The 24352-nt window shown below is 65.3% G+C and carries 17 protein-coding genes and 1 tRNA gene; 7 read left to right on the forward strand and 11 right to left on the reverse strand.

The window, feature by feature from the left end; all coding sequences use genetic code 11:
- The first annotated feature begins 13 nt into the window (after nt 1–13).
- On the forward strand, nt 14–2503 hold the full coding sequence (locus tag N6H05_RS07910) for a TonB-dependent receptor (RefSeq protein WP_284113403.1): 2490 nt from the start codon (nt 14–16) through the stop codon (nt 2501–2503).
- 92 nt (nt 2504–2595) lie between these two features.
- Nucleotides 2596–2799: a hypothetical protein gene (locus tag N6H05_RS07915; protein ID WP_004208544.1), complete on the forward strand. Its 204-nt coding sequence runs from the start codon at nt 2596–2598 to the stop codon at nt 2797–2799.
- On the opposite strand, the gene N6H05_RS07920 is transcribed toward N6H05_RS07915, so the two are convergent.
- The 3 genes from N6H05_RS07920 to N6H05_RS07930 form a co-directional block, all read right to left on the reverse strand.
- Nucleotides 2796–5189, reverse strand: coding sequence for a glycoside hydrolase family 2 TIM barrel-domain containing protein (locus tag N6H05_RS07920; protein WP_284113405.1), 2394 nt, complete (start codon nt 5187–5189; stop codon nt 2796–2798). The genes N6H05_RS07915 and N6H05_RS07920 overlap by 4 nt on opposite strands.
- A 552-nt stretch (nt 5190–5741) precedes the next feature.
- Nucleotides 5742–6416: a FadR/GntR family transcriptional regulator gene (locus N6H05_RS07925; protein WP_284113406.1), complete on the reverse strand. Its 675-nt coding sequence runs from the start codon at nt 6414–6416 to the stop codon at nt 5742–5744.
- A gap of 84 nt (nt 6417–6500) precedes the next feature.
- Complete coding sequence (locus N6H05_RS07930; RefSeq protein ID WP_284113407.1) at nt 6501–7847, reverse strand: GntT/GntP/DsdX family permease; 1347 nt, start codon at nt 7845–7847, stop codon at nt 6501–6503.
- Between the two features lie 283 nt (nt 7848–8130).
- Here N6H05_RS07930 and N6H05_RS07935 point away from each other — a divergent pair, with 283 nt between their 5' ends.
- From N6H05_RS07935 to N6H05_RS07945, 3 genes are read left to right on the forward strand one after another with little or no spacing between them, the layout of a single operon-like run.
- Complete coding sequence (locus tag N6H05_RS07935) at nt 8131–8400, forward strand: helix-turn-helix domain-containing protein (protein ID WP_284113408.1); 270 nt, start codon at nt 8131–8133, stop codon at nt 8398–8400.
- 28 nt (nt 8401–8428) lie between these two features.
- Nucleotides 8429–9532, forward strand: a complete 1104-nt coding sequence (locus N6H05_RS07940; RefSeq protein WP_284113409.1) for a Gfo/Idh/MocA family protein — start codon at nt 8429–8431, stop codon at nt 9530–9532.
- The gene (locus tag N6H05_RS07945) at nt 9529–10551 is read left to right on the forward strand and encodes an SMP-30/gluconolactonase/LRE family protein (RefSeq protein WP_284113410.1); all 1023 of its coding nucleotides are present in this window, start codon (nt 9529–9531) and stop codon (nt 10549–10551) included. The genes N6H05_RS07940 and N6H05_RS07945 overlap by 4 nt, the downstream gene beginning before the upstream one ends.
- Before the next feature lie 249 nt (nt 10552–10800).
- Here the strand turns inward: N6H05_RS07945 and N6H05_RS07950 are convergent, their stop codons facing one another.
- The 5 genes from N6H05_RS07950 to N6H05_RS07970 form a co-directional block, all read right to left on the reverse strand.
- A complete protein-coding gene (locus N6H05_RS07950) occupies nt 10801–11157 on the reverse strand; it encodes a hypothetical protein (protein WP_284113411.1) in 357 nt (118 codons plus the stop codon).
- A gap of 343 nt (nt 11158–11500) precedes the next feature.
- Complete coding sequence (locus tag N6H05_RS07955; protein ID WP_284113414.1) at nt 11501–12367, reverse strand: FAD:protein FMN transferase; 867 nt, start codon at nt 12365–12367, stop codon at nt 11501–11503.
- 110 nt (nt 12368–12477) lie between these two features.
- Nucleotides 12478–13359, reverse strand: coding sequence for a DUF4198 domain-containing protein (locus N6H05_RS07960; protein ID WP_284113415.1), 882 nt, complete (start codon nt 13357–13359; stop codon nt 12478–12480).
- Between the two features lie 15 nt (nt 13360–13374).
- The gene (locus tag N6H05_RS07965; protein ID WP_284113416.1) at nt 13375–13908 is read right to left on the reverse strand and encodes a DUF2271 domain-containing protein; all 534 of its coding nucleotides are present in this window, start codon (nt 13906–13908) and stop codon (nt 13375–13377) included.
- Between the two features lie 17 nt (nt 13909–13925).
- A complete protein-coding gene (locus N6H05_RS07970) occupies nt 13926–14570 on the reverse strand; it encodes a PepSY-associated TM helix domain-containing protein (RefSeq protein WP_284113417.1) in 645 nt (214 codons plus the stop codon).
- A 309-nt stretch (nt 14571–14879) separates the two neighbouring features.
- Here N6H05_RS07970 and N6H05_RS07975 point away from each other — a divergent pair, with 309 nt between their 5' ends.
- The gene (locus tag N6H05_RS07975) at nt 14880–15986 is read left to right on the forward strand and encodes an MlaA family lipoprotein (protein ID WP_284113418.1); all 1107 of its coding nucleotides are present in this window, start codon (nt 14880–14882) and stop codon (nt 15984–15986) included.
- 122 nt (nt 15987–16108) lie between these two features.
- Here N6H05_RS07975 and N6H05_RS07980 read toward each other — a convergent pair whose 3' ends face one another.
- Together N6H05_RS07980 and N6H05_RS07985 are read right to left on the reverse strand one after the other, a co-directional pair.
- Nucleotides 16109–20770 carry an NAD-glutamate dehydrogenase gene (locus N6H05_RS07980; RefSeq protein ID WP_284113419.1) on the reverse strand — a complete coding sequence of 1554 codons (4662 nt, stop codon included), beginning with the start codon at nt 20768–20770 and terminating at the stop codon, nt 16109–16111.
- Between the two features lie 332 nt (nt 20771–21102).
- Nucleotides 21103–22377, reverse strand: coding sequence for a PAS domain-containing protein (locus tag N6H05_RS07985; protein ID WP_284113420.1), 1275 nt, complete (start codon nt 22375–22377; stop codon nt 21103–21105).
- Between the two features lie 204 nt (nt 22378–22581).
- Here N6H05_RS07985 and N6H05_RS07990 point away from each other — a divergent pair.
- A tRNA-Thr gene (locus N6H05_RS07990) sits at nt 22582–22657 on the forward strand.
- Here N6H05_RS07990 and N6H05_RS07995 read toward each other — a convergent pair.
- Nucleotides 22628–24310: a recombinase family protein gene (locus tag N6H05_RS07995; protein ID WP_284113421.1), complete on the reverse strand. Its 1683-nt coding sequence runs from the start codon at nt 24308–24310 to the stop codon at nt 22628–22630. The genes N6H05_RS07990 and N6H05_RS07995 overlap by 30 nt on opposite strands.
- Between the last annotated feature and the right edge of the window lie 42 nt (nt 24311–24352).

Raw genomic sequence — 24352 nt, forward strand, 5'->3', positions numbered from 1 at the left:
ATGGGAGGATGCCATGACACGCCGTTTCCGGACGTTGCTTTTCTGCGCCTGCGCGATTCTGCCCACCTTGCCGGTTCAGGCTCAGGACAGGGCCAGCGTGACCCAGGACATCATCGTCACCGCCCGCCGCACCGAGGAACGGCTGCAGGACGTGCCGATCTCGATCACCGTGTTCAACCAGGAAGAACTGGCCAACCGCAATGTCGTCAATGCGCAGGATCTGGCCGCCTATACCCCCTCGCTGTCCGCCAACGGCAATTTCGGCAGCGAAAATAGCAGTTTCGCCATTCGCGGCTTTGCCCAGGATATCGGCACCGCGCCCTCGGTCGGCGTCTATTTCGCCGATGTGGTCGCGCCGCGCGGCGCCTCCAACGGCCTGCCCTCGGGCGATGGTGCCGGGCCGGGTGCCTTTTTCGACCTGCAGAATGTCCAGATATTGAAGGGGCCGCAGGGCACCCTGTTCGGTCGCAATACGACCGGCGGCGCGATCCTGCTGGTACCGCAGAAGCCGACCGACGAATTTTCCGGCTATGTCGAAGGATCGGTCGGCAATTATGACATGTGGCGGGGCCAGGCGGTGGTCAACGCGCCGCTCGGCGACCGGGCGCGGATGCGCATCGGCGTCGACCGGCAGAAGCGCGACGGCTATATGCGCAACGGCAGCGGCATCGGCCCCGACCGGTTCGGCGATGTCGACTATATCGCGCTGCGCGCCAGCCTGGTCGTTGATCTGACTCCCGATCTCGAAAACTACACCATCCTGTCCTACAGCGATTCCAGCAATAACGGCCCGATCCAGAAGCTGGTCGCAGCCGCGCCGGAGGGGCTGGGCCAACTCGCCTATGGCCAGTTGCTGCGCCAGGGCAGCGGTTTCTATGACGTCATGCAGTCCCTGGAAGACCCCTATTCCAAGACCGAGCAGTGGCAGCTGATCAACACCACCAGCTGGCAGGCGAGCGATACGCTGACGGTCAAGAATATCGTCAGCTATGCGCAGTTGAAGCAGCGCATGAATGCGCCGCTGTTCGGCACCGATTTCGTCGTCGATTTCGCCGCGATCAATCCCTTCCTCGCTGCGCTGGGCAGCTATCATCTGCCCTTCACCACGGTGACGTCGATTCCGGGCGGCTATACCGCGAACCAGTCGACCTTTACCGAGGAACTGCAATTGCAGGGGCGCTCGGGCGATGGCCGGCTCAACTGGCAGGTGGGCGGCTATCTGGAGGTCAGCGAACCGCTGGGCATGAGCGGCAGCCAGTCGCCTTTTCTGGCGTCCTGCACCGATTCCGCCACGCTGCAATGCACCGATCCGCTGGGTTTCCTGTCCAATCTCGATCCGACCATCCCGGCGTTCGCCAAGCCGATCCATGCCGGCACCGTCAATTATACGGCGGGGCGCACCAATTTCCACAATGTCGGCCTCTATGCGCAGGCAACCTATGCGCTGACCGATCAGCTGAAACTGACCGGTGGTTTCCGCTACACCTGGGACCATTCGCGCAATGTCAGCGACCAGCGCACCTATATCGTCGCCTATCCCCCGCAATATGGCGCCTTCAATCCGGCGGCGGCCTATCGCTGCACCAATCCGCAGGCGGCGGCGACCAATTGCGTGTCGCATTATTATCAGTCGTCGGAAAAGCCGACCTGGCTGGTCGACCTCGATTACAACCCGACCCAGGACATATTGCTCTACGCCAAATATGCGCGCGGCTACCGCGCCGGCACGATCGTCCCCAATATCACCGCGCCGCTCAACATCGTCGAGCCGGAGAAGGTGGACAGCTATGAGCTGGGCCTCAAGACCAGCTTTGGCGGCGCGCTGCGCGGCACCTTCAACCTGGCCGGCTTCTATAATGATTTTTCCAACCAGCAATTGCAGGTCGGCTTCAACGCGCGGCCGCTGTCGGGACAGGCGTCCACCGCCGCGCCGGTCAATGCCGGCAAGTCGGAGATATGGGGGCTGGAGGCCGATGCCTCGCTCACCCCGTTCCAGGGACTGGTGCTGACCGGCGGCTACACCTATCTGCGCACCAAGATCAAATCGGTGCCCGATTTCTCCAGCTTCAACGACCCCAATTATATCCTGGCGGCGCCGTTCCAGCCCGGCGATCCCGAAGTGCTGTCGCCGCGCCACAAGGTCACGGTCAGCGGCACTTACACCCTGCCGCTGGATGAGGAGAAGATCGGCCGCATCTCCTTCGGCGCGACCTTCACCCATCGGTCCTCGATGCTGGTCAACTATACCGACCGTACCAATCCCGATCCGTCGATCGCAGCGCTCAGCACGCTGGCGCCGCTCGATCTGCTGAACCTCAACGCCAGCTGGAACAATATCGCCGGCGCGCCCATCGACCTCAGCCTGTTCATGACCAATGTGACCAAGGAAAAATATTACAGCTTCATCGCCGGGCTGGGATCGCCCAGCGTGAATTTCGAGACGGCGATGCTGGGCGAACCGCAAATGTATGGCGCGCGCCTACGCTTCCGCTTCGGCGGATAAACGGGCACCGGCGACCGCGAAAATTGATCCATGTCTAGGACGGCGCTTCCGGCGGCTGCTAGGTTGCATGGCAATCAAGCGGAGTCGGTTCGATGGACGTGATCACGGATGCTGCCTATCTGTTTCGCCGGTCGCGCGACGAGACGCGCAAAGCCGACGAAGCCCGTGAACGCGGCGACGCGGTGTGCGTGATTGCTGCGCACAATGAACTGGCGCTGCGCTACAAGGTCCGCGCCCTGTCGCTGTCCAGCGGCGCGGTTCCCTGCATCGACGCGACCGGGCGACGATCGGCCTAATCCTTTGTGCCCTGCAGGCTGATGCGGCCGGGTTTCAGCCCCGGCGCACTGACCTGTAGCGTGATTGCGCCCGGCTTGCCGGTGCCGCGCAGGAAGGCGACCGCCTTGCCGCCCACCGCCGCGCGTTGTGGCGAGGCAAAGGCCGTGTGATCGGTGACGCTGCCATTGTCGAAGGCGACGACGCGGCCCGGCCCCGATATTGTTGCGCTCAGCAGCGGCGTCGCACCGGGCACCAATATGCCCTTCGCGTCCACCACTTCGGCCCGCACCGCGACGACATCGTCGAAGCCGCTGCCGATGGTCTTGGCCTCGGGCACCAGCCGGATCGCTGCGGGGGCGCCGGCGCTGCGCAGCATGTCCTCCGCCACCTTTGCGCCGCCGCGATAGCCGATCGCGCGCAGTTCGCCCGGCGCATAGTCGACGTCCCATGTGATCGCGCTGTCGTCCGCGTTGCGCGGCTTGCGCCCCAGCGACTTGCCGTTGAGGAACAGCTCGACCGCGTCGCTGTTGCTGTAGACCTCGACCTTTTCCTTGTGTGCCGCGCGATTGTCAGGCGACCAGTCGGTCAGCGCGCCCGGCCCCTTTGGCTGGGGCAGGGCGATGCCGACCATGGTGGGCATCTCGCTGATGTCGATCACCTCGGTCACGCGCCGGGCCAGCTTCACCACCGGTTTTTCCGACCACCAGCTCGCCCGCTCCCAGCCGATCGGCTTCACTCCGTCGACCCGGTCGACCAGGCCGGACGGGTTGCTGATCGCTGGCCATCCCGCCCGGTCCGCCTCGCCCAGATAATCGACGCCGGTCCACAGGAACATGCCGGCATAGGCCGGGTCGTCCCGCACCACGAGCCAGCTTGACCGGTTCTTGCTGTTCTCCGTGCCGATGATCTTGCGGCTGGGCTTGTCGGCATGGGCCTTCGCCAGTTCATTCTCGCGATAATTCTGGCCCACCACGTCCAGCAGGTCGGCGGTGCCATTCTCATAATCATGGGTGGTGTTGGGGCGGAACAGCGCCATCGTCACCGGCCGGGTCGGATCTTCGGCATGGAAGATGTCCTTCAGGCGGGTGATGATCGACTGCGCCACCAGCGGATAGGGCGTGTCGTGAATCTCGTTGCCGATCGACCAGATGACGATGCTGGGATGATTGCGATCACGCCGCACGAAATCGCGCGCGTCGATCGACGACCAGTCGGTGAAATAGAGATGATAATCCTGCGGGTTCTTTGCCACCGTCCACATGTCGAAGCCCTCGTTCATGACGATCAGGCCAAGCCGGTCGCACAGGTCGAGAAATTCGGGCGAGAAGGGGTGATGAGCGGTGCGCACCGCATTTACGCCCAGCGCCATCAGCCCCTTGAGCCGCCGCTCATAGACGGCCAGCGGCACCGCCATGCCGAACGGCCCGCCATCGGCATGGATGGCGACGCCCTTCAGCTTGATGTTGCGGTCATTGAGCCAGAAACCGCTCGCCGCCTCGAACCGGGCATCGCGAATGCCGAAGGGGACGCGCTCCTCGTAGAGCAGCCGCCCGTCGGTGGCGCGCACGCGCAGCAGCGCCTGGTGCATCGCCGGATCGCCAATGTCCCAGCGGCGCGGATCGGCCAGGGTGCCGCTGACATCCATCTGGGTCGCGCGGCCGGCCGGCAGGCTGATGCTCTGGCCGGTGAAGGTCGCAATGCTGCGGCCGTCCGGCCCCTCGATCACCGCCTCCAGCCGCGCCTCGACCGGGGCAGCGCCCTGGTTCATCACGCTGCTGCCGATGGCAAGGTCCGCGCTCTTTGCGTCCAGCTTCGCCACGCGCACGGTGCTGCCCCATGTTTCGGCATGGACATCGCCCAGGGTGAGGATGCGGACATGGCGATAGATGCCGCCGCCCGCATACCAGCGCGAGGCGGGTTGGGCGGAGGTGTCGGCGCGCACTGCAAGCACATTCTCCTGCCCGGCGGATTTCAGATGCTGGGTGATCTCGTAGCGGAAGCTGGCATAGCCGCTCGGCCGATGGCCGACATGCTGGCCGTTTATCCACACGCCCGACCGCTCCATCACGCCGTCGAATTCGACGAAGACGCGCTGGCCGGCGCTGGCCGGCGGCAGGGTGAAATGCTTGCGATACCAGGCGACGCCGGTGGGCAGGAAGCCGCCCGATCCGGTCGCGGGCGCATGTTCTTCGAACGGCCCGGATATCGCCCAGTCATGCGGCAGGTCGATCGACTGCCAGCCGGCATCTGCAAAGCCGGGCTGTTCCGCGGTCGCGACATCGCCCTGATGGAAGCGCCAGCCGGCATCGAAATTCTGCGCGCCGGTCGGCTGGGCAAAGGTGGGGGCGGGCAGGGCGATCAATAGCGCCAGCGCCAGGCCGGCGGCACTCCGCCCGATCATCTTGCGCATCCGTGCGTTCCGTCCCGTCGCCATATCGGCCCCCTCTCCAGAATATGTCCACTATGTGGCGCTATGGCGCCCTATGTGGGTATATGGCTACAGGAGTGGCGGGCCGATGCCAAGCGGCTTTGCCGGCCTTGCGGGGCGGGCGGCGACGCGACAGGCAAATCTCCTACGAAGTTCACAGTGTCGTGCGCGGATTCGAGCGAAATGCGCCGCAAACGTGCCCATGACACGCCTGCCACGCGACGGCGACGCGTCGGTGGGGTCATGATGCGGGTCATCCCGATGCGACACCGACGCGACATCCAGGCGACAGCGAAGCGACAGATCAGCGCCGCTGATGCGCGTGAACGCGGGGAGGCATGGAGGGGGAGGGGCCATCCCACAGGATAGATCAGAGAAAGGCCGAGTAGGAAAGCTTGTGGCCAGAAGCGACCGAAGCGGACATGTCCCATCCCGTTTACGGGAGGGGAATGGCGGGAAACTACCCTCGCCGTCATCCGGCGAAGGCCGCAATCTCTTCCTTCGAGCAGGCAGAGACCGATTTTCCGAACGCCCTCACGGCATCAGGCGGCGGCGCCCTTCCCACAGATGCCAGCGCATCGCCAGCGCGGCGCCCTCGGCATCCTGGGCGCGGATGGCGGCGACGATCTGTTCATGTTCGCGCAGCATGGTCGCGATCACCTCGGGCGGGCGCGATCGGCTGATGTCGACGCCGGCGCGCATGATCTTGTCGACATCGGCATGGAGCGCATCGAAGGCGATGAGGAAGGCCGGGTTGCCGGTCGCCTCGGCAATGCGGCGGTGCAGTTCCATATCCTCGGCATGGGCCGGTTCGCTCGACAGGAGGGCGATGCGCAGCATCTCCATCCCCTCCTCGACATGGGCCATTTCAAGCGGGCTGCGGCGGGTGGCGGCAAGGCGTGCGGCCTCCGCCTCCAGCACGAAGCGCACTTCATAGCTGCCCAATGTGCCGGGCAGCTCGGCCGCCGGCATGAAGGCGGCGAGCCGCTGGGGACGGCTTTTCACGAAGGAGCCGGCACCCCGGCGGGCTTCGGTGATGCCGTCCGAGGCGAGGCGGACCAGCGCCTCGCGCACGATCGCGCGGGAGACTCCGAACCGTTCCGCCAGCGCCGCCTCCGACGGCAGGCGGTCACCGACCGCCAAATCCTGGTCGTTGATGATCTCGACGATGCCGGCATAGGCATGGTCGGACAATCGGGCCTGGTTCATCGGCGCACCTGTGGATCGCTGGGCAACATCCTGTGACTCCTAGTCATGAGAGGCTGCTGACGACAAGCGTCGGCAGCGCCTCGTTCAGAAGATGCTGCTGGCGACGAGCACCAGCAGCAGGCCGACGACTGCGACCACGGTTTCCATGATCGACCAGGTCTTGAACGTGCCCGGCATGTCGGTGCCGAGATAGGATTTGACCAGCCAGAAGCCGGGATCATTGACGTGGGAGAAGAAGAGCGAGCCGGCGCCGATCGCCAGCACCATCCATTCGGGCTCCACGCCTGATGCGGCGACCAGCCCCTGCATCACGCCGGCGGTGGTGATCGTCGCGACGGTGGCCGAGCCGGTGGCGAGGCGGATGCAGACCGACACGCCCCAGGCGAGCAGGATCGGCGAAATCGCGCCACCCGCCGCAAAGCGGACCAGCAGATCAGAAAGTCCGGCCGTCACCAGCACCTGCTTGAGCGCGCCGCCCGCGCCGATCGCCAGGATGATGCCGCCGGCCGGGATCATCGCCTCGGTCCAGATCGCATTCTGGATCTTGGCGTCGGTGATGCGGCGGCCGAACAGCAGCGGCAGCGCCACCAGCACCGCGATCAGCAGCGCGACGACCGGATCGCTGACCCATCCGAGCCAGTGGAAATGCGGCGCGACCGACGCCGGCAGCAGCGCCACCGCCTGTCCCGCCGCGATCAGCACCACCGGCAGCAGCACGGCGGCGAGCGCCCGGCCGACCGAGGGGGTGGCGACATCGACCTTGACCGGATCGAGCAGCGGCGGGTTCAATTTCACGCCGGGCGCGGTGAAGCGGGCCAGCAGCGGGCCGGCGATGATCGCGGTCGGGATGCCCACGATCAGGCCATAGAGAAGGGTGAGGCCAAGATTGGCGCCGAGCGCATTGACCGCGAGCAAGGGGCCGGGATGCGGCGGCACCAGCGCATGGACCACCGACAGGCCCGACAGCGCGGGCAGCATCAGCTTGAGCTTGGCCGTATCGCCATTCTGCCCGGCGGGCAGCGCGGCGGCGGCCGACGCGACGATCGGCAGCAGCAGGACCAGGCCAGTCTCGAAGAAGAGTGGCAGGCCGATGACGATGGCGGTGAACAGGCTGGCCCAGGGCGCCCCCTTCACGCCGGAGAGGCGCAGCGCCGAGCGGGCAAGGCCGCCGGCGCCGTCCGACAATTGCAGCATGGCGCCCAGGCCCAGGCCCAGCGCCACGACCAGGCCGGTGCCGCCCAATATGGTGCCCGCGCCCTTTTCGACCGCCTTGGCGGTTTCCTCCATCGGCAGGCCGGCGATCAGGCCGACGGTGAAGGCACCGCACAGCAGGCCGACAAAGGGATGGAGCCGGCCGCGGATGATGAGGGCGATGGAAAGGGCGATGCCGATGACGGCGGCGATCAGCAGGCGATAATCGGCGGGGGTCATCGGCCATGGCCTCCCTGGCTGAACATCCGGCCAAATTGCACCGATCGACGATATGGTAACGCCATCCCCACCCTCTCTTTCCTATGCGCTGTCGGTCATTCGCACGGCGAATCCCGAAAATCTGTTGGACAGGTTATAGCTGTATTTCGGTCACACGCTAGGATATTTCCCGAATATTGCAAATTTTCGCTTGAACCTGTCTGACTGATTCCAGTATCGTTAGCGCTAACGAATCCTGGGCCGAACCAGGCCCCAACGCGGATCAATCACAGGGAGAGGCAGGATGCAGGATCTGCACATTCTCGATCGCCAGGACCAGATGGTCCCCGAAACCCCACATCTCACGCCGACCCAGATGAAGGTGATGCGCTGCGTCCACTCCGGCCTGCTCAACAAGCAGATCGCCTATGAGCTGGGCATGGCCGAAGCGACGGTGAAGGTCCATATGACCGCGCTGATGCGCAAGCTCAACGTCCGCAACCGCACCCAGGTCGCCATCGCCGCCAGCCATTTCGGCTGGATGCGCCCGGCGCTGAGCCGCGCCGCCGACTGAAAATTGCCCTCTTGGCGGGAGACGCCGCATGGATCGTTCGCGACGCGAGTTGATGGGGGGCATCGGCGCCGGGCTGGTGCTGGCCGGCATGGGCAGCACGGCTGCCTGCGCCGCGCCACAGCGCAAGCTGGGCTATGCCATTGTCGGCCTGGGCTATTATGCCACGCAGCAGATCATGCCCAATTTCGCCGGCTGCGAGCATGCGAAGCTGGTCGCGCTGGTCAGCGGCACGCCGGCCAAGCTGGCGCAATATGGCGACCAGTACGGCATCCCCAAGACGCATCACTACAGCTATGCCGATTTCGACCGCATCCGCGACAATCCCGATATCGACATCGTCTATATCGTCCTGCCCAACAGCCTCCATGCCGAATATAGCATCCGCGCCGCGCAGGCGGGCAAGCATGTGATGTGCGAGAAGCCGATGGCGGTGTCGGTGGCCGAATGCCAGGCGATGATCGCCGCCTGCGCCAAGGCCGGGCGCAAGCTGATGATCGGCTATCGCTCGCGCTTCGAACCCTATAATAAACTGGCGATCGAGCTCGCGCGGGGTGGCCATGTCGGGCCGACGCGGATCATCACCGCCGAACATGGCTTTCCGATCAAGGCCGGGCAATGGCGGCTCGACAGGCCCCTGTCGGGCGGCGGATCGATGATGGATATCGGCATCTACAGCCTCAACGCCGCGCGCTACCTGACCGGCGAGGAGCCGGTGGAGGTGAGCGCCATCGCCAGCACCGACCGCAGCGACCCGCGCTTCGCCACCGTGGAAGACCGGATCGACTTCATGCTGCGCTTCCCGTCGGGCATCATCGCCAATTGCGTGTCGAGCTACAGCTCGGCCCATAATGGCTATCGGGTGGTCGGCACCCAGGGCTGGATCGATATGGAGCCCGCGACCCAATATAGCGGCCAGACGATGACGATCCGCAAGGATGGCGCGACCGCGCCGCGCACATTGGCAGCGCCGGCGAAGAACCAGTTTGCCGCCCAGCTCGACCATCTGCCCGAATGCATCGCGAACGGCACCGCGCCGATCGTCGCGGGTGAGGAGGGGCTGGCCGACCTGCGCGTGATCGAGGCGATCTATCGCTCGGCGGCGGAGCATCGTTCGGTGAGCCTGCCCGCATGATCGATCGTCGCACCCTGCTGGCCGGGATGGCCGCCCTGCCGCTGACCCACGCCCTGACCCATGGTCTGGCCCACGCCGCCGAGCTGCCCGCCGCACGGATCGACCGGATCGACCCCGCGCTCGACCGCATCATCGCGCCCGGCGCGCAGGTGGAGATAGTGGCGCAGGGCTATCGCTGGGCCGAGGGGCCGACCTGGGCCGCGCCGATCGACGCGCTGCTGTTCGGCGATCCGCCCTCCAACATCGTCTATCGCTGGACCCGCAAGGATGGCGTGTCGCCCTTCCTCTCGCCCTCCGGCCTGCAGACCGCGATCCCCAAGGAGATTCGCGAAGCCGGCCTTAACGGCATCGCGATCGACAGGGACGGCCATCTGGTCGGCGCCGACAGCGGCACGCGCGCGATCGTGCGGGTGGACCTCAAGACGAAGGCGCGGACCATCCTGGCCGACCGCTATCAGGGCAAGCGCTTCAACAGCCCCAATGACCTGACCATCGCGGCCGATGGCAGCATCTATTTCAGCGATCCGCCCTATGGCCTGACCGATGGCGACACGTCATCGCTGCGCGAGATCGGTTTCAACGGCCTCTATCGACTGACGCCCGATGGCATGGTGACGCTGATCGACGGCAGCCATCGCCGGCCCAATGGCGTCACCCTCTCGCCCGACGGCCGCACGCTGTATCTGGCTCTGTCGGACGAGAAGCGGCCGCAGGTTCTGGCCTATAGTCTGGGGGCCGACGGCATGCCCACGGGGCAGCGCCTGTTCCGCGACATGGCCAGGGAACTGGCGGCCGGCGAGCCGGGCCTGCCCGACGGGATCAAGACTGCCCCGGACGGCATCGTCTTTGCCACCGGCCCCGGCGGCGTCCATGTCTGCGCGCCCGACGGCAGGCTGCTCGGCAAGGTCCGCACCGGCAAGGCGATCGCCAATTGCTGCATCGGCGAGGGCGGCAAGACATTGTTCCTGACATCGGCCGACCGGCTGGCGGCAGTGCCGCTGATATCCGGCGGCGGCTAGCGACCAGTGACGATGTCGGGCTTTGACGGCTGACGACCATCTCCCGTCATTGCGAGCGTAGCGAAGCAATCCATCTCGCGCCGGTGGATTGCTTCGCTACGCTCGCAATGACGATGTCGGATTTTAGCGGCTAACGACCAATTTTGGTCGCTTACAGAACATCGTATAAGCCTTCTAAGCAAACATGGAATTTTGCGGTAAAAATTATTTAAATCCTTCATTTAATCCTGCTTAAAACTGAAACAATAATTAATCTACCACAGATATATCGTCCCTTGCTATAATATCCGTCATTATAATATTAATGTCCAAATCATTTTGATCCAATCTTCTTAGAAAAACTGACGATGATTTTATCGCTTTTCCAACAAAATCAAAAACAATTCCTGATATTTCATCATTCTCTCCAAAATCATGATTGTCATAACACTTATCTGCAAATAATTTCATTTCAACTACAGAGCCACAAGTGTATGTATCGCTAATTCCAAATTGCTTTCCAGTAAACTCCATATTTTTCGGCCAAAATTTGAGAATTTCTCTAATTAATGATTTAAGGTCTTCATTTTTAATTTCAATTATTGGAAATGAGCCGTCTATCCACATCACCATTCCCTTTTTTGTATAGAGATTTGGCTTTAATGGCTCTCATTCTGGATGTTGGTCAATCGTGACATGACTTTATGGAGCGAAAACTCACTAAAGGAGACGCGAACGGCTGCCTTCTCGAACATGTTGCGCGAATTGGAAGCGCAACAGACCAAACGGGTTGTGGGCAACATATCGGTGGATGCTTAGGTCCACGTTTCATGCAATGGCAGGGTTTCGCCGTTAACGTCTGCCATAGATATATTTTTGTCCAAAACCGGCCATTCCGCTCCCCACCCCTTTTTGTCATAGCCTCCTGTGCGGGGATGGCGCTGTGAATCCGGCACCGCCTTGGGCAGGATTATTCCAGCATCGCGGCCAGGGCCGGGGTCACATATTCCTGGCCGCCCGTTTCGGTGCGCAGGATGAGGCGGGCAGCGAGGTCGTGGCGGGTGGCGAGGGCCATGCCGCGATCGGCGCCCAGCACGGTGATTGCAGTCGCCCAGGCGTCGGCCAGCATGGTGGAGGTGTGAAGCACGGTGACGGCGGCAACGCCCTCCGCAATGGGCGCGCCGGTCGCAGGGTTAATGCTGTGCGACAGGCGGCGATCACCCTCCATCCGGTAGCGGCGATAATCGCCCGAACTGGCCATGGAAAGGCCGCAGAGCGCGACCCGCAGCGTCGGGAGGTCGAGGCCCGGCGGGACTTCGGCATCGACCCACCAGGGCTGGATATCGGGCTTCACCCCTTCGCCGCGCAATTCGCCGCCAATTTCCATCAGGAAGTTGGGGAGGCCGAGGCTGCGCAGGCAGGCCGCGACCGCATCGACGGCATAGCCCTTGGCAATGCCTGAAAAATCGAGCGCGACGTCGGCGGTGCGCCGGGCGCGGTCGTCATTGAGTTCGATGCAGGTCCAGGGCGCGACCGAGGCGGTGGCGCTGCCGCCGGCGAGGGCCGGGCCGAAGCCCCAGCGGGCGACGATGCCGCCGATCGCCGGGTCGAAGGCGCCGTTCGACAGGCGGGCCATGGCAAGGCCCGCGCGCAACACGCCCATCATCGCGGGCGGCAGGCGGGTCCATTGGCCGATCGGGCTGCGGTTGAAGCGGCTGATGTCGGAGCCGGCTTCCCAATTGCTCATCTCGCCGATCACGGCGGCCAGCACGGCCTCGATATGGGCCTGGCAGTCGGCGGGCGGATCGACGATGCGGGCCGACCATGTGGTGCCCATGGTCGGTCCTCCCAAAGTGACGATAGCGCCCTGACGCTGGCGCCCGGCAAATTGCTCGGGCGACAGGTCGGGCGCTATCGCGATCCGGACGGGATGGCCGGCGGGCCGGGTCAGGGCGCCAGCACTTCCAGCGTGGTGATGTAGGAGGCGCGCTTCTGCGGCGGGCCGGCCGGCGGCGCGGGCGGTGCGCCCTCCGGCTTGCCGCCCTGCGCGCCCGGACCACCGGGGCCGCCAGGGCCGCCTTCGCGGCCGCCACCTGTGCTGGCGTTCAGCCAGTACATGCCGGGGGCGCCCCATTTGACGGCCAGCTTGCCATCCTTGTCGGTGACGAGGTCCATCTGGCCCAGCGCATCGCGATAACGGATGCCGCCGGGGATGACGGTGACCTTGAGGTCGGCGGCGGGCTTGCCATCGAGCAGGAACTGGAAGGTCGCGGTCTCGCCCGATACCAGGTCATTGGGATGGGTCACCGGGACCAGTTCGATGCCGGTGCCGGTCGGCTTGAAGATGGTGGTGGTCGGCGCGCCCAGCGTCACGAAGATCTCGTTGCGGTTGCTTGCCTCGGCGGTCTGGACATTGGTGGCGCCGGCGGGGATCGCCTGGGCCAGAGTGGCCTTGGTGGTGCCGCGCGGCAGGCGCTCCTGCTTGCCGTTGAGAGTGTAGCTGCCCATCACCATGGTCGAGACATTGGCGATGCGATAGGTGCCGGGCTTGGTCAGATGCACGTCGAAGGTCGAGCGATATTTGCCGGTGGCGGCATTTTCGATCTTGCCGGTGCTGCCATCCGGCTCGGTCACGGCGATGCCGTCGGTGCGCATCGGGAAATGTTCGAAATAGAAGAGGTCGTTGGAAACCGCCGCGTCGACCGTCACCCAGCTGTCGGTGCCCGACAGGGTGGTGGAGGAGGGCAGCATCCACTGACGATGCGCCTGGGCCGCGCCGGAGAGCATCAGGGCGGCAAGCGCGCCCGCGATCAGATATTTGGCTTTCATGGTCTTTGTCCCCTGTTACTTGCCGAAGCTGACGCTGACGGCGCCGAGTTCGCTGCTGCCCTGCGCCTTGGCGGCGACGCCGGGCTTGGCCGGCCAGGTGAAGGGCAGGCGGACCAACTCGCGGCCGCCGACTTCACGGGCGGCTTCCACGACCAGCGTATATTTGCCCGGACCCAGGGCGCCGAGCGGCCCCTTGCCGGCGGTGAAGGCGATCTTCTGGTCGCCCGGCGCGCGGGTCGCGCCCGATACGCCATCGGCCGGGAAGCTCATCGTGCGGCCCGACACGCGCCACCACTGGCGGATGTCGCGCAGCCATTTGGTGCCTTCGCCCTTGGCCTTGTCGACATCATACCAGACCGCGAGCGTGCGGGGGGCAGCGCCCTCCTTCTCCAGCCAGATGGCGACATAGGGGCGGTGATATTCAGCGACCGACAGGCGCGGGATATTGACCGTGACGGTCATGGTCTGCGCGGTGGCCGGCGCGGCCAGCGCACCGGTGGCGCCAAGCGCGGCACCGCCAGACAGGATGAGCTTGGGACTGATCGGCATGGAAAGATGGACCCCCGTTAGTGGATGAAGAGGATGGCGAGCAGCGCCGGCAGCGCCAGGCCGATCGCGACCAGCGGCCAGGTGCTCGGCCGCTTGGCGGCGTGCAACTGGAGCAGCAGCAGGCCGGTCAGCGCGAACAGGAAGCAGGCGACGGCGAAGATATCGATGAACCATTTCCACACGGTGCCGGCATTGCGGCCCTTGTGCAGGTCATTGAGGTAGCTGACCCAGCCGCGGCTGGTCGCTTCGCTGGTGACCTTGCCGTCATGCCGGTCGATCGACACCCAGCCATCGCCGCCGGGACGCGGCAGGGCAAGATAGACTTCGTCCGCCGACCATTCCGCCTCGCCCGCGCCGCTCTGGCCGATTTCCTTTTCGATCCATTGGGCGATCGGGGCGGGCAGGGGCTTCTTGGCGTCGGGCGCGTCATCGGCCGCGACCAGCTTCAACAGCGGGGCGGGCAGGGTGGCGCTCTTCTCCACGGTCTGGGGCGAACCCTCGACATCGGCAGCGTGGTTGAGGGTGATGCCGGTGAAGGCGAAGAGCAGCAGGCCGATCAGGCTGATCGCCGAACTCACCCAATGCCAGGTATGCAGCTGCTTCAGCCAGAATGCCTTGGCGCTCTTCTTTTTCTTGGGCTGGGTGCGGGCGGGAGCGTGCATCGAGGGAAGGGCGAGTCCTGTGGGAAATGAGGTGGCCCGAATAACGCGAACGACTCGCAATTGCAAACCGCTCGCAACAGGAAAAATGTATCAAAATGTAAGCGGTCGGGAACCAAAGCGCCGCACGCGCGTCTCCGCCTGCCGCCTCCTGCTTGACCACCATACTTGACGGGTGCGGCACGCCCCCCTAGCGAAATCAGCTTGGACAGCGATGTCGCGGGGATGCGATGTCTGTTTATCGGCCCTTATCCAGGCCGTTGCTGGCCGTTGGGCCCGTCGTCCAGACGGGGCCGTGACAAGGGACGATTTATGCTGCTTTCGGTTGCCGCCACTGGAATGATGCTGATGGCGGGACAGGGGGAGGTCGTGGACAGCGGCGCTCCTGTGGTGCCGGCCGCGGCCGTGGCGCTTGCGCCGGCGGAAACGTCCCAGCCGGTCCCTGTCGGTCCGGTCCAGCCCGCACAGGCGCCGTCACCCGACAGCCCCTATCCGCCGCCGGTCGTGCTGCCGACGCTAAGCCCGATCGCGGAGCAGCCCAAGGAAGAGGTGCCGGTCGATCCGAATGCGATCGTCGTGACCGGCGATACCGGGCTGCGCAAGCGCGATCCCTTCGCCGCGATCAACGAACAGTCTTTCGAGGCGGTCCAGGCGGTCGACAAGGCGCTGATCGAGCCGGTGGCCAAGGCCTATAACAAGGGTCTGCCGCGCCCGGTGCGCAAGGGACTGCGCAATTTCTTCTCGAATCTGGGCGAGCCGGTCGTGTTCGCGGCCTATATGCTGCAGTTCAAGCCGGGCAAGGCGTTCGAGACGGCCGGTCGCTTCGGCATCAACAGCACGCTGGGCTTCCTTGGCCTGTTCGATGTCGCCAAACGCAAGCCGTTCAACCTGCCCTATCGTCCCAATGGTCTGGCCAACACGCTGGGCTTTTATGGCATCGGTCCTGGCCCCTATATGTATCTGCCGCTGGTTGGCCCGACCACGCTGCGCGACATCATCGGCGACACGGTCGACAAGATGATCCTGCCCTTCGCGGTGGGCAAGCCCTTCACCCAGCCCACGGTCGTCATCCCGATGGCGGTGCTGGACCAGCTGGGCGAGCGCGCGGCGTTCGACGAGCGCATCCAGGCGATCCGTTCCGACGACAATCCCTATGGCAGCTATCGCGACCTCTATCTCAACCAGCGCAAGGCGGAGATCGAGGCGCTGCACGGTCGCTACACGCCGGGCGTGACGCCGGTCTATGGTCCGGGGCTGCGCGTGCCGGGCAAGGACAAGCCGGCAGCTGACGCGCCGGTCGCGCCGGAGGCTGCGGCCCCGGTTGCTGCGGAGCCGGCACCGGCGCCCACGCCTGTACCTGTGCCCGAACCGGCGCCCAAGCCGCTGATGGTGCAGCCGCTGCTCGCCGATCCGCGCTGATCGCAGCGAAGACACGGAAAAGAAAAAGGCGCCCGATCACTGGATCGGGCGCCTTTTTCTTTTTTTTTTGGGGGGGGGGGGCGGCTGAAACCCCTTCCCGCTGAGGGGAAGGGGCGATGGCCTCAGCGGCCGAGCAGGCCGCGGGCCTGACCGGCGATTTCCGCCAGCATCGCGACATTGGGCGATGCCGCTGCCTTGGCGCGCTGCACCAGGGCGCGGAACTGCTGGATGCGCGCACCGCGCTCGATCAGCCATTTCTCGACATGGTCCGACACGTCCTTGCCCTTGCCCTGGGCCAGGAAGTCGAGCCGCACCTGCTGCATGTCACGCGCGACGCCGGAGATGAGCAGCCGCTCCCACGGATCGGTCGGTTCCATGCGGGCGGCGGCCGACTGGACCCAGTCGATGCCGACAGCCTCGCCCAGATGGGTGAAGGCGCGGGTCAGTGCGATCTCGTCCATCTTCAGGCGACCGGCGAGCGCGGCGATGCCGACCGCGCCGTCCAGCTTGAACAGGCCCGCGGTGCGCACGGCCAGCATGTCCGGTGCGCCGAGCGAGAGCAGGCGATCGGTAACGGCCGTGACGCGGCGGAACGCTTCGCTGGTCAGCAGGTCGTCGACCTGGTTGGCGAGCGTTTCGACGCCCTTGGCCAGGATCGCATGGCCGGCTTCGGGCAGGGTGCCGGCCGGCACGCTGCGCAGGATATCGGCGATCTGCGCGCGCATGCCGCTGGCGATGTCGCCGAACAGGGCCAGGCGGGCGGCTTCCGACATGTCGGCCGCGTCGATATCCGCCCACAGGGTGCGGATGTCGTAGAGCCGCTCGGCGATGAGGAAGGCGCTGGCAAGATCGGCGAGCGAGCAGCCCTCTTCCTCGGCCAGTTCGAAGGGGTGGATGATGCCGAGGCGGTTGACGATGCGGTTCGCAACCTTGGTGGCGATGATCTCCTTCTTGAGCGCATGGGCCGCGATCGCATCGGCTTCCTTCTCCTGCATGGCGGCAGGGAAGGCGGCGGCCAGTTCCGCGCCCATGCTGGGATCGGTGGCAAGGTCGCCATGTTCGATCGCGTCCTGCAGCGCCAGCTTGGCGGTGGAGAGCAGCACGGCGAGTTCGGGGCGGGTGAGGCCCTGGCCATCCTGGCCCCGCCGCAGCAACTGGTCATTGGCGGCCAGCCCCTCGACCTGGCGGTCGAGACGGCCGGTTTCCTCGAACGTCTCGATCAGCCGGACATAGGAGGCCAGGTCCGCCGCGCCGCCGCTTTCGGCGATCGACAGGCCGAGCGCCTGAAGCCGGTTATCCTCCAGCACGATCGCGCCGACCGCATCGGTCATGCTTTCGAGCAGGGCATTGCGCTTGTCGAAGGGCAGGCGGCCTTCCGCCATTTCCTTGTTCAGCGCGATCTTGATGTTGACCTCATTATCCGAGCAATCGACGCCGGCACTATTGTCGATGAAGTCGGTGTTGATCCGCCCGCCATGCAGCGAGAAGGCGATGCGCCCGGCCTGCGTAGTGCCAAGATTCGCGCCTTCGCCCACCACCTTGACGCGCAGCTGTTCGGCATTGACGCGCAGCCGGTCATTGGCCGGATCGCCGACATCGCCATGGCTCTGCGCGGCGGCCTTCACATAGGTGCCGATGCCGCCGAACCACAGCAGGTCGTTGGGGCTCTTGAGGATCGCGGAGATGAGCGCGGTCGGCTCCATCTCGCTTTCGGTCACGCCCAGGATTTCCTGGACCTGCGGGGTGAGCGGGATCTTCTTGAGGCTGCGGGCGAACACGCCGCCGCCTTCGGAGATCAGGCCCTTGTCGTAATCCTCCCAGCTGGAGCGGGGCAGGGCGAACATCCGGTTGCGCTCTTCCCAGCTCTTGGCCGGATCGGGATTGGGGTCGAGGAAGATGTGGCGATGGTCGAAGGCGGCGACCAGCTTGATCGCCTTGCTGAGCAGCATGCCGTTGCCGAACACGTCGCCCGACATGTCGCCGCAGCCCACGACCTTGACCGGCTCGCTCTGCACGTCGACGCCCATTTCGGCGAAGTGGCGCTGGACGCTGATCCAGGCGCCCTTGGCGGTGATGCCCATCGCCTTGTGGTCATAGCCGTTGGAGCCGCCGCTGGCGAAGGCGTCGCCCAGCCAGAAGTCCCGCTCCAGCGCGATTGCATTGGCGACGTCGCTGAAGGTCGCGGTGCCCTTGTCGGCGGCGACCACGAAATAGGGATCGTCGCCGTCGCGCACCACCACCTGGGCGGGGTGCTTCACCTTGTTCTTCACGATATTGTCGGTGATCGACAGCAGGGTGCGGATGAAGATGCGATAGCTTTCGGTGCCTTCGGCGAACCAGGCATCGCGATCGACCTGCGGATTGGGCAGCTGCTTGGGATAGAAGCCGCCCTTCGCGCCGGTCGGAACGATGACAGCGTTCTTGACACGTTGCGCCTTCATCAGGCCCAGGATTTCGGTGCGGAAATCGTCGCGCCGGTCGGACCAGCGCAGGCCGCCACGGGCGACCGGGCCGGCGCGTAGATGGATGCCCTCGACGCGCGGGCTGTAGACCCAGATTTCGCGCCAGGGCAGCGGCGCCGGCAGGCCGGGGACGAGCGCGCTGTCGATCTTGAACGCCAGCGCCTCGGCCGCGGCCGGGGCATAGAAGTTGGTGCGCAGCGTCGCGGTGATGACGGCGCGGATCAGGCGCAGCACGCGATCCTCGTCGATCGAGCTGACCTGTTCCAGGCCGGCGTCGATCTCCGCCTGGATGGCGGTCGCCTTGTCGCTGCCGTCCTGCGCGGCAGGATCGTGCAGCGCTTCGAACAGGGCGACGAGGTTGCGGGCGACGCCCTGTTCACGGCGCAGCGTGTCGGCGAAGGTCGCCATGCCAAAGGCGGTGCCAGTCTGGCGCAGATAGCGGAACAGCGCGCGGAACAGCACTACCGCGCGCGGCGCGAAGCCGGCGGTGACGATCAGTTCGTTGAACCTGTCATTTTCGGCGACGCCTTCGATCACCTGGGCGATCGCCTCGGTCACCACTTCGGCGCGGTCGACCACCGCCTGGGCATCGCCGCCGGCCGGCAGTTCCAGCACGAAGCGCTGGACATGGCCGAGTGTGCCGCCGTCGATCGCCGTCGTCATCTCGTCGATCACGCGGAAGCCGAAATTCTCGAAGGCGGGAACGACTTCGGACAGGGCGATCGCGTCATGGCTGTAGAGCTTGAGGCGCAGCCGTTCGGCGCTGTCTTCCGGGTTGCGATAGATGCGGATCGACTTGTCGCCCGGACCCGCCAGGCCGTGGATCAGGCGGATGTCGACCGCCGCCTCGACCGGGCCGGCGCCGTTGCGATAGGCCATCGGGAAGCCGGGGGCGAAGCGCTGGGCCAGCGCCGCGGCGCGGCCGGCTTCCTCGCTTTCGGCCAGCGCTTCCTCGACGGCGGGCAGCCAGCCGCGCACCATCTGCTTGAGCTGACGATCGAGCGCGGCGTCATCGGGCACGACGCCGCCGTCACGCAGGTCGAGGGTGATGCGCAGCAGCGCCAGGCCACCTTCCTCCAGCGCGATCGACCAGCTCAATACCGGGCCATTCGCCGCCTTGGCCAGCATGTCCTGGATCGCGACGCGGCGCGCGGTCGACAGTTCGTCGCGCGGCAGCCAGACGAAGGCATAGAGGTGACGGGCGAGCGCGCTGGTGGCGAGCACCAGCTTGGGGCGCGGCCGGTCGGTCAGCGACATGAAGGTGAGCGCGAGATGCTCCAGCGTGTCGCGCTCGAAGCCGATCAGAATGTCATGCGGCAGGGTGGTGAGCGCATGGGCCAGCGTCTTGCCGGCATGGCCGGCCGGGTCGAAGCCATATTTGTCCATCAGCGCCGACAGCGCCGAGCGCAGCAGCGGCACCTTTTCCGGCGAGGCGGCAAGCGCCGCGCTGGTCCACATGCCGGCGTGGATCGACAGGCCGGTAACGCTCTTGCCCTCGCGCACCGGCAGGATGATGAGGTCCAGCAGCACGCCGCGATGCACGCGCGAGAGGATGTTGGACTTGATGATGAGCGGGCTGCGCTTGCCTTCCTCGAACCAGGTGAAGGCGGCCTCGCGCGAGGCCGGCGCGATCATCGGCTTGTCGCGCAGCGCGCAGATGCCGAGCCGCTCTTCCGAGGTGCCGACCCGGCTGCACAGTTCATGGCCGATCTGGGTGAAATGGCCCGCGAGGAACCAGCGCAGCAGCGCGGCGCCTTCATCGTCGGTGACGGCATTGGCGTCGGCCGACATGGCTTCCTGCATGCGCGGCCAGTCGCGCACGGCGACGCGGACGTCGGCCAGCGTGTCTTCCAGCGCCTTTTCGAGCGCGCGGCGCGCCTTTGCGTCGGCCCGGTCGGCCTCGATATAGATCATCGATTCCCGCAATGCGCCCGGCGCATCATCGTCCAGGATCGCGGACAGGGTCCCGTCGGCGCCACGCGATATCGACAGGACGGGGTGGAGCAGCCGGTGAATGCTGATGTCGGCCGCCGCCAGGGTGGTGGCGATCGAATCGACTAAGAAGGGCATGTCGTCGTTGATCAGCGCGATCCGCATGAAGCGGCCGGTGGCGCCTTCGCCCAGCGTCTCGATCGCGATGCCGGGCTGGCCGGCCTTGCGCGCATTGGCGGTGCGACCCAGGAAGGCCGCAGCGGCGGCGATGGCCGCCTGATCAAATCCCTCGCTCTCGCCGGGCAGGGCGCCCTTTGCCAGGACGCCTTCCAGCGCCGCGCGAACAGTTGAATCGACTTCCTTGATATTGGGATCAGCCAGCGCCGTCATTCGCCTACCTCTTAGCCGCGGGGAAATGTCCCGCCGTTGCCGAAACGGAGGAGGCGCTGGAACACCGCCAGACGACTCCTTGTCCTAGGGGCATCTATATGCCCCTCTCACCGGATCGTCTCAAGTATTGGTCGAAATAAAATTTCGCGCGCGTGAAATATTATGATGCAGCGCAGCATGGTCGGGCCGCCCGTTACTGGCGGATATCGATGTCCGAAAGGCATGGCCCGAAGAGCGGGCATGTCCCTATGCACTTGGAAAGCCGCGATGTCACGCCAAGATGGCGCGTTTGCGGCACGGCTGGGAGTGAGGGCCGGCGCCGAGACAAAATCTCAGTCGGCGGCGGCCAGGATTACGCGCTGGCCCAGGTCCGATCCTTCCGGCAGGGCGCCGACGATCGCCAGCGTGCCATCTGCCTCGCGCCGGGCGACGACGACGGCCAGGCCATCATTGTCGGTGGCGACGGCCAGCGGATCGAGCGCGGTGGCGCATTTCATCGTGTCGCGGGCAGTCTGGCGCTTGTCGGGGCGGGCCGGCATGTCCGCGCGGCGGGCGGCGCGCTCGTCGCGGACCAGGGCCTTGAGGCCACCATCATAGCCGGCCAGATAGGCGGCGAAGCTGCCGACCGACAGGCTGGCGGTCGCGGCATGATCCAGCGCGGTCGCATATTCGGTGATGCGCGTCTTGTCATAGGTGGCGCCGAAGACCAGCTTGATGACGGCGGTCATAGGGCTGCGCGCCTGCGCCTTGATGCCATAATCTTCCAGCAGTTCGGCATATTCCTCGGCCGATCGGCGGGTCACCAGCGCAAAATCATAAGCGAGGCCGATCGCGCGATAGAGGGCGGCATGGCTGCGCGCCTCGCTGGTGCGGGCCTTTTCCGCCCCTTCGCGGGCGAGCGCCAGCCAGTCGGCGAGCGGCGCATCCTCGGTCGGCATCTCCATGCCGGTGAGGTCCAGCACGTCATCATCCTCGTCCGCGCCCGGTCCATCGGCCCAGATCGGCGCATCGCTGCGCGCCGGGGGATTGTGCAGCAAATTGGTGTCGACCTCGCGCTCGATCGCGACCGACAAAGCGTGGCTGGCCATTTCCTTCCAGTTGATCACGCCGAACACGAAGTCGATCGAATCGCCCTGCGCGGAAAAGGGCATCAGGATGCCGCGATAGAGAATCTCGCGGCCGCGCTGGTTGATGAACTCCGCCTCGAATCCGATCGGCGCGGCATTGGCGATGATCTGGAGATAATGATCGGTCAGACGCGACAGCAGCGAACGGGCGGGAACATCGGCGATATGGCCGATCGGCCCCTCGATCTCGCATTCCTCGCGCAGCGCCGTGCCGAGATAGACGATTGCCGGATTCTCGATGCCGGCGGTGAAATCGAGCAGCACGCTATAGGGACCGAAATCGTCCATCTGATCGGGCGACAGATCCTCGATCAGGGGCAGGGCGCGATCGCCCAGCAGCGACGCCCAATAATTATAGGCGCGCACCTGCATGCGCCGTTCCTCATATCCCACGGCGAGCGGACGGTCGATCGCGGCATCACCGGGATATTCGAAATCGTCCTGGTCGTTGGCGACGTCATGCCCCCGCAGAATGTCCATCCGGTCGGTCCTTGGAACAGAGAATAAGCGACTTTGCGCATGGCTGTGCCACGGGGATGGTAAACATGCCGTAAATTCGCGCGCAAAAGCGGAGTGATGGCGGGAGCCGTCAGCCGATTATGCGATGTGGGCGCGCGCGGCGACAAGAAAGTACATTTGAGCGCTTGTCCAATCGCCCGACCGCTGTTATCTGCCCGCGCCAGTGCCGCTTTAGCTCAGTTGGTAGAGCATCGCATTCGTAATGCGAGGGTCACGTGTTCGAGTCACGTAAGCGGCACCATTTCGGTCCAAAACCGCGAGTCCCTAGCACCGCCGCCTCTACGCCAGAGACGGCGGTGAGGGTGCGTAGCAACTCGGTGCGCGTGCCGCAGATTCGCACATCCGTCTTGCTATGGACCTCGACCCGCTGAGCGACGGCACGCACATGGTTCCGCGCATAGGAGCCGTCGTCATGGCGCAGCTTATGTTTCGCGGCCAGCGCGAACGCATGAAGGCTCTCGACGGTGATCTCCGGGCTGATGCGCTCGATATGCGCGACAGCCCGCTCGGCATCCCCTCGGGCCTGGTCGCGGAGGGTGGTCAGCTCGGCGATGCGCGCCTTGAGCGACGGATCGCCCATATCGACCACTCCATTCTCGATCGCCTCATAGAGTCGGGAGAGCTTGGTATCGGCCTCCGTCGCCCGACGCTCCATCTCGGCGACGTGCTGGCGGCGCTCCGTCACCCATTCCTCACGCCGGGCGATAAGCTGGTCCATCAGCACTTCAAGCCGAGCGGGATCGAGCAGCCGCTTCTCCAGATGCTCGATCACGGCCTCGTTCAGCCGGTCCATCGGCAGAGAGACGCCGGGGCAACCCGTTTTCCCCTTCGTGGCTTTGGTCGCGCAGGTGTAGTAGCGATACTCCTGACCGCTCCGGCTGGTGCCCGTGCGCAGCGTCATCGCCGCACCGCAGCAGGCGCAGAAGCAGATGCCCGTCAGAAGCGTCGAACCGCCCACCGCGCGCGGCGGCATCATCTTGGGGCTGCGCGCCTTCAATGACCGCTGCACGGCCTCGAACTCGGCCACCGTGACAATCGGCGGCACTTCCATGATGGCGTGCTCGGCCTCGGGCTTCCGACGCCCCTTCTTGACGTCATAGGTGTTGAAACGGTGCTGGCCGATATAGGTCGTGCGCGTCAGCACCTGATGCACCATGCCCTTGCCCCAGCGCCCACCATAGCGTGTGCGGATATTGTTCTCGTTGAGCCAGCACGCGATAGCCATGACTCCGATCGGCCCGCGTCCATCGGCGCCCTCCAGCGCCAGGCGGAAAATCCGGCGCACCGTCTCGGCATGGATCGGATCGATCTCCAGCTTCTTCTTGATCTTCGTGCCCCGCTGCTCGGCCTCGACCACGCGGTAGCCGATCGGCGGACGGGCGCCGTTCCAGAAGCCTTGCCGCGCGTTCTCGTTCATCGCGCGTAGCGTATGCTTGGCAGTCTCTTTCGACTGATATTCGTCGAACAGCGTCATGATCCTGCGCATCATCTCGCCCGCGGGATCATCGCCGAGAACCTGCGTGATCGAGACAAGCTGCACGCCGTTCTTCGCCAGCTTGCGGACGTAGAACTCGAACTGGAACTGATCGCGGAAGAAGCGCGAGAAGCTATGCACGACCACCACGTCGAACGCGGGAGGCCTCTCCATCGCCGCATCGATCATATCCTGGAAGGCGGGACGGCGATCGTCGGTGCCCGAGACGCCCGGCTCGACGAACTCGGCCGCGACCTCCCAGCCGTTCGAGAGGCAGTAACCCTCAAGCTGGCGGCGTTGATCGGGGATCGACAAGTCGTGATCCGCCTGGCGCGGAGTGGAAACGCGCAGGTAGAGCGCGGCGCGAGCCGTCGCCACGACCGGCGGCGTCTCGGGTTTGGCGGGGGCGACAGTCGCCATGACAACATCCTTTCATCAACCTGCGGCCCACAGCGGCGACCG

This window comes from Sphingobium sp. WTD-1, assembly GCF_030128825.1.
Taxonomy (GTDB): domain Bacteria; phylum Pseudomonadota; class Alphaproteobacteria; order Sphingomonadales; family Sphingomonadaceae; genus Sphingobium.